Origin of the sequence: Streptomyces sp. NPDC051286, assembly GCF_044455345.1 — a bacterium.
In the GTDB taxonomy this organism is placed as follows: domain Bacteria; phylum Actinomycetota; class Actinomycetes; order Streptomycetales; family Streptomycetaceae; genus Streptomyces.
The window spans coordinates 1-6103 of record NZ_JBITER010000110.1 but is presented as its reverse complement, the minus strand read 5'-3'; the positions used below and the strand labels follow the sequence as shown (position 1 = coordinate 6103).

Genomic DNA, 6103 nt, shown 5'->3' with positions numbered 1-6103 from the left:
TAGAGAAACGTCTCTCAGGCGCCCTCACCCATGTCCGCGCAGGTCAGACCCCAGATTCGTGACTCTAGGACGCTGAATTACGCGGAACGCAGGCCCAGGCGACAAGTTCTATGCGGGCCTGGTCGACGCGTTCGGCCGCTGGATGAACCCGTAAGCCGATCTCGGGGGCGCACCGTCGCCGGGGCTGGCTGCCTCCTGCCGGACGGGCGATCACGTTAACGGGTTCTTCGGTGTGCCTGTGAACAGAGGCCAGCCGGTACGGGCTGGCGCCGTCCTGAGACTTCACTGCACGATGTGGGCGGTGTGGGCGGCGGCCAGCCAGTCGGGGAATTCGTGGAGCAGCCGGTCGAAGAGCTGGTGGTCGCCCGTGGCCTTCGGGGTGCGGCCGGCGTGGAAAAAGCCGGCGTTGTCGACGATGCGGCTGGCTGGTACGGCAAGGGTGTCCAGCCTCTGCAGGAACGCGAACTCGTTGCTGCCGGGGTCGCCGAAGCCAACGAACTGCCAGAACAGGGGGAGCCGTGCTGCCTTGCATAGGTAGCGTTCGGCGGCGAGCTTGCTGGTGGGCCCGCCGTCGGTCTGGAAGATGACCAGGGCGGGCGAGCGGCTGCCGGACTCCATGTAGTGGTCGATGACCTCGTCCATGGCCCAGTGGTAGTTCGTGCGCCCCATATGGCCGAGGTTTTCGTGCAGCTTGTTGATGCGGCCGCGGTGCCTGCCGAGCGTCAGGTCAGTGGACCCGTCGACATCCGTGGAGAAGAACACCACCGGCACGATCCCGTCGTCGTCGAGATGAGCCGACAGCGACAGGACCTGTTCGGCCAGATGCTGCATGGTCCCGTCCCGGTAGTAGGGCCGCATCGACCCGGACCGGTCCAGCACGAGGTACACCGCGGCCCGCACGCCCTCCAGCCCATGCCCGCGGATACTGTCGCCCGCGACCTTGTACAGGCTGACCAGGTCGGGCGCACGTTCTTGCACCTTGGACAGGCTGATAGCTGGTGCTCGCTGCATGCCGTTCGTCGCGGTCATCCCCTCATGGTGACGCCTCGCTGCTGACCAAAAGCAGCGTTTACCCAATGCGACCGATGCGAAAGAGATGAAGTAGCTCCGAGTACTGCCTGTCGACCTGCCTGACCTGGAGCCGCTGGTGTCCTTGCCCGATCTTCCCCATCCTTTTGCGGAACGGCTCCATGCCCTCGTCACCGACGCGGGCTCCGTCGCGGACCTGCGCCGCTACTTCGGCATGGACCGACCTCCAGGGACCGCTGCGTTCACAGGAAGCCGATTCGAGGCTCTGGGCGGTGGAGGTGACCACCCAGCAGTCGCCGACGCGGTAACTGCTGAGGACCTCATCGCAGTGCAAACCCTGTCAGTCACCGTTCCCACGGCTGCCGCACTGGATCTTCTGGAAGGCCACGCCGGGACACAACTTTCCACACTGCTTCGTGCCATTCCCCGGGACATGGACATGGCCGACGCCACGGAAGCCGACCTGGCTCCCGGTTCACCGGCACACAAAGCGTGGCACCTACTCCGTGACCAGCCAGGCATCGGATGGGTCACCGCCGGCAAACTCCTCGCCCGCAAACGACCCCGACTACTGCCCGTCTACGACCGCGTCGTACGCTGCGCCGTCGGCCAACCACGCTCCTTCTGGCACGCCCTGCACAGCGCCCTACGCGCCGACGACTACGCCCTCCAACGCGAACTGCTGACCCTGCGGCAGGCTGCCCGACTACCCGAAACGGTCAGCGTGCTGCGGGTCTGTGACGTCGTGGTCTGGATGCGGCATCACACCGATCACCAAGACGCTGGCTGCGCCTGGGAGTGATCTCGCCAAGGGAGCGGTGGCGCGGTGAGGACCTACCGGGTGTCGTCGATCCTTCGCTTGGGCATCGGGGAGGACGGCTTCGGGCGTCCCGACGGTCGAGCGGGGTTGGTTACTCGATGTCGACTCCGTGTGCGCGGGCGAGTCCGTCGAGGCCGTCAGCCCAGCCTTGCCCGATGGCCCGTAGTTTCCAGATGGGTTGGCCGTCTGTGTGGTGCCGGTAGAGCTCGGCGATGACCATGGCGCGGATGTTGGGATCTGCTGGGGGCTGGAATGTCCAGGCGGCGCCGGTGGCACAGTCCATGTAGAGCGCCGCGTGGGTGAGGGCGGCGCAGGTCAGGCCGGTGTCCACGTCCATGTTGATGGAGACGACGACGCGTTGGACGTGCTCGGGCAGGGCGGTGAGGTGTACGGCGGCCTTCTCGGTGACGTGAGGGCCTTCGGCCTGCTTGCCCAGGAGGCGGGCCGCGCCGTTGGCGGCAGAAGGCTGGTTGTAGAAGACGAAGTCCTGGTCGTCGGACACGCGGCCGTCCGTGCCAGTCAGGAAGAGGGTCAGGTCGGCGTCCGCTCCGGCGAAGGTGAACGCGATGAGCATTCCTTGCCAGGCTTCTTCCGGCAGCACCACTGTCTGGCCGGGGATGAGAGACGTGGGCGGCTCGCGGTGTGGTTGCGGGGCCGGGTTCGGAGGATGGGGCGAGATCGGTGAAGTCGCCGTGTCGCTCTGCCATTCCGCGAAGGTGCGGATCCGGTACGGATCAGATCCGGTGGCCGGTGTACGGCCACCTGGGGTGCTGTTGGCACCGAGGCCGATGTCCAGGTCGGCCAGGGAAGGTTCCGGTGTGTCCGGGTCCTCTTGGGCGTGGTCGAGGAGGTCCTGGAGTCCGGCAGTGCGGCTGGTGTCGAGCGGCTTGATCGTGCCGGAGAAGTTCCCGGAGGCCGTCGTGGTGACCGAACACGCCACGTCCTGCCCGATGTCCAGGAACCGCAGGGCGTCCTCGGGTTCGTGCCAGGGTGCCGATTCGACGGCCTGGCGGGTCCAGCGCCCGTAGGCCACGAAGCCGAGGAGCTGGGTGTCAGGGAGGCGGGTGAGAACAGCGAGATCGATGGCAGTGATGCCGGGTGCGGTGGCGAATCCTTCCTTGAGGGTGGCGATGATGTTGGAGCCCATGGAGGTGAGCCACCACAGGGTCCGGTCTCGTTTGGTGAGGTTCTTGAGGGTGGGGCGCCCGCTGGGCGTGAGGCCCGGGGTCTGGGTGGGCATCGCGTCGAGATCCTGCTGGCGCATGACGACCGACAGCACCGAGCCGTCGACACCGACCGCGCACCCAGCAGCCGGATTGTCGGAGAACGCGGTGTTCACCGCCTCGCAGACGGTCTCCTCGTCGTTTGCCGCGAGTGCCTGCCACCAGTGTTCCGCCTCGGCGCACAGCGATGCGTGCGCGGCATGCAGACGTGCCTGTTCGGCGGACAGGAAGGAGGGCGCCTCCAGAGCCGCACGGGACTTGGCCGCGCTGCGTTCGGCGCGGGCGAAACGGCCCACTCCCTGTAGATGGAATGCCTGAGCCTCGGCTTGCGCCCAGGGCAGGCCCAGCGGGGGAGGCCCAGGCACGACGGGTTGGTGCGCCATTGGGAAGGACTGCAGATGCACGCTGGTCATCTGCCGACGAAGCTCCGTCAACTGGGCAATAGCTGCATCCCGCTGGGCATCTTGCTGTGCGCGCTCCGCCTGCCGACGTGCCCGGTCGAGCTGCGCCGCCGAAGGTGCCACGGATCTGGGGCGCGAGGCCGTGCGGCGGGTACTCGTCCCGCGGCGGCTGCCTCCGCCGCGCAGCGAGCTCGAGGCGTAGAAGGGGCCGAGACCGGACGAGACGCGGGTTCCGCCGCTGCCGACGCTGATGCGTGCCGCGCGGGGACCGACCGACGTACGTACACCTCGTGTTGAGACCCGCACACTCATTCCCGGCACACCGACCCGGAAGGCGTTGTCAAGTTGTTGATGCGGCGGTCGTTTGAGGGTGTGTCGGGGTGTGGCAGGCCCGGTTTCCGCCTGTGGTTCAGGCCGTGGTGGGCATGGCGGTGGTGCCGGTGATCTCATTCCAGGTCTCGAAGCGGTGGTGCATCTCGGTGCGGTATCCGGTGGCGGTGAGCAGGTGGCGCCGGGGTCGGAAGTGCGGCGAGACCTGACTGAACACCGACAGGTATTTCTGTGCTCCGCGGGGTGAGCGGAAGCCCTTCATCGCGCGTTCGCGCTGGCGGGTGGGCTGGTGGGAGTTCTCCGCCCGGTTGTTCAAGCCCTTGTGCGAGCGGTGTTCCACCGAGCCCATCAGTTCTCGGTGAGCCGGCCCGTAGGAGCGGCACTTGTCGGTCACCAGCACCCTCGGTACCCGGCGCTGCTTCTTCATGAGCTTGGCCAGGAACCGCCTCGCGGCCTTCGCGTCCTGCTTGGACTGGACCAGAATGTCCAGCACGTTTCCGTCCTGGTCCACCGCGCGCCACAGGTACTGCCGCACCCCGTTGACCTTGATGAACACCTCGTCGAGGTGCCATTTGTCGCCCGCCTGGGGCCGACAGCGGCGCAAGGCGGCCGCGTACTCGGGGCCGAACCGGTCGCACCACCGACGGATGGCCTCGTGGGAGACGGTGATCCCGCGGGCCAGGAGCAGTTCCTCGACCTCACGGAACGAGAGCGGGAAGCGGTGGTACAGCCACACCGCGTGGGAGATGATCTCCGCCGGGAACCTGAACCCCTTGTACGACACCGATGCCTCGGTCTCCACGGCCAGTCCCTCCCCGATGATCAACAAACCCGACGATCATCCCAGCCCCAAGCTCGCCAGCTCAAGTTGACAATGCCCCTCGGAGGACTCGTGGACCTGCTCGACACCATCTGGAAGGTCGCTCTGACCCTGGCCGTCATCCTCTTCGGCCTCGGCCTCACCGGACGGTTCCTCTTCGCCTCCGCCCGCAGCGCGGATATCGCGAGCACCCCCGCTCAGCAGCCGATGGTCTTCGCCCCGCAGATCGACACCGGAGGCACCCGCCTTCTCGGCCGCAGCGGCGACGTCAACATCCAGATCGGCGACCGCAACCGCAACAAGCAGTAACCCGGCGCTCTCCCGCCGACCCGTCTGGCACCCGGAACCGCCCCACGCGGCGGCGCCGGGGCCCGGACAGGCCGACCGGCCTCGCGCACCATCTGGTAATAGGTTGAGCGAAACCGGTCGTTAGACTCCCATGGCCGAGGCAAAGCGACTGGTTTCCGCCCTATGACGTTCTCCTATACCGAGTGCCATTTCTGCGCCCCGGTCGGTGATGGTCAGGAGCCGTCCGTCTGCTCGCAGGTGGGCCGAGCTCACGCTGCGGTCGGCCACCCACAGGAAGCGAGTCGGGGTGTCGAGGAGCTTGCTATACGCGACCACCAGGACACGCCGATTACTGAGAATGACAAAGCAACCACGAGCCCCACGCCATGCTGCTGTGCTGCGAGGGTGGCGGACCGGAAACACCACAACTAGGGACTCGTCCTCTGCCAGCAGCGCCTTTACCCGGCCACGTTCCTTCCATGATCGCCCGCTGTAGGAAACGGTCCACCACGCCGCGATCACCAATGCGTAGAGAATCAACGCGGTGGTGGCGCCGATGGCGTACACAAATACCCCGGCGAGCGCGGGCAGGCCCAACCACAATATGGCAAATACAGCCAACCGTTTGCGTAGCGCCTGGCGTACCACCACGCGCGGTACCCGGTACCCGTCGTCGTACATTTCTCGCATCCTTATCGGATCGGCGAAGGGCAGGGTGCCCCGCGCGGGGGCACCCTGCCCGGCTAGTTCTTAGAGTCCTTTGCCCACTCGGCTGAGGATCGATCCGGCTCCGCCGCCACCGATGGAACCGAACGCGGCGCCCCCGGCGCATGACTTGAGTAGATCACCGCCACGCTTTCCGTTGTACGAGTCGGAAGTCATCGCGCCCACGCACCCGCCCAGGCCGAAGCCGATGTAGGGGTTTCCGGTCACGACGGTTCCGGTGATGCCGATTGCTGTGCCGAGGACTCCGCCCAGCACCTCACCCCATCCCCACAGGCCAGTGGGATCGATCACGTTGGTTGGGTCGCCGGAGGCGTAGAGGTAGGGGTTAGCCTCCAGGCCGGACGGGTCGGGCTGGGTGAAGCGGCCGATGCCCGGGTCGTAGTAGCGGGCGTTGAAGTGGTACAGCCCGGTCGGGTCCTGGTAGCCTCCGGCGAACCGGTGGGGCTGGGGGACCTGTTCGGTGGCG

The 6103-nt window shown here is 66.8% G+C and carries 7 protein-coding genes; 2 read left to right on the top strand and 5 right to left on the bottom strand.

From position 1 onward, the window contains the following. Positions 1-282: 282 nt before the first annotated feature. Complete coding sequence (locus tag ACIBB8_RS37275) at positions 283-1029, bottom strand: vWA domain-containing protein (RefSeq protein ID WP_398959782.1); 747 nt, start codon at positions 1027-1029, stop codon at positions 283-285. A gap of 118 nt (positions 1030-1147) precedes the next feature. Here ACIBB8_RS37275 and ACIBB8_RS37270 point away from each other — a divergent pair, with 118 nt between their 5' ends. Further along, on the top strand, positions 1148-1831 hold the full coding sequence (locus ACIBB8_RS37270; RefSeq protein ID WP_398959780.1) for a DUF6308 family protein: 684 nt from the start codon (positions 1148-1150) through the stop codon (positions 1829-1831). A 109-nt stretch (positions 1832-1940) separates the two neighbouring features. Here the strand turns inward: ACIBB8_RS37270 and ACIBB8_RS37265 are convergent, their stop codons facing one another. Together ACIBB8_RS37265 and ACIBB8_RS37260 are read right to left on the bottom strand one after the other, a co-directional pair. Then, positions 1941-3437 carry a TerD family protein gene (locus tag ACIBB8_RS37265; protein ID WP_398959778.1) on the bottom strand — a complete coding sequence of 499 codons (1497 nt, stop codon included), beginning with the start codon at positions 3435-3437 and terminating at the stop codon, positions 1941-1943. Between the two features lie 445 nt (positions 3438-3882). After that, a complete protein-coding gene (locus tag ACIBB8_RS37260; protein ID WP_398959783.1) occupies positions 3883-4605 on the bottom strand; it encodes an IS6 family transposase in 723 nt (240 codons plus the stop codon). Between the two features lie 90 nt (positions 4606-4695). Between ACIBB8_RS37260 and ACIBB8_RS37255 the strand changes: the two genes are divergently transcribed. After that, positions 4696-4932: a hypothetical protein gene (locus tag ACIBB8_RS37255; RefSeq protein WP_398959776.1), complete on the top strand. Its 237-nt coding sequence runs from the start codon at positions 4696-4698 to the stop codon at positions 4930-4932. A gap of 120 nt (positions 4933-5052) precedes the next feature. Here the strand turns inward: ACIBB8_RS37255 and ACIBB8_RS37250 are convergent, their stop codons facing one another. Together ACIBB8_RS37250 and ACIBB8_RS37245 are read right to left on the bottom strand one after the other, a co-directional pair. Then, complete coding sequence (locus tag ACIBB8_RS37250; RefSeq protein WP_398959774.1) at positions 5053-5592, bottom strand: hypothetical protein; 540 nt, start codon at positions 5590-5592, stop codon at positions 5053-5055. Between the two features lie 69 nt (positions 5593-5661). Next, the coding region (locus tag ACIBB8_RS37245) for an RHS repeat-associated core domain-containing protein (RefSeq protein WP_398959772.1) at positions 5662-6103 on the bottom strand (442 nt) is incomplete at its 5' end.

Bases quoted from the DNA above. Each gene is read 5' to 3' on its own strand.
- ACIBB8_RS37275 (WP_398959782.1), bottom strand. From the start codon at position 1,029: ATGACCGCGACGAACGGCATGCAGCGAGCACCAGCTATCAGCCTGTCC.
- ACIBB8_RS37250 (WP_398959774.1), bottom strand. From the start codon at position 5,592: ATGTACGACGACGGGTACCGGGTACCGCGCGTGGTGGTACGCCAGGCG.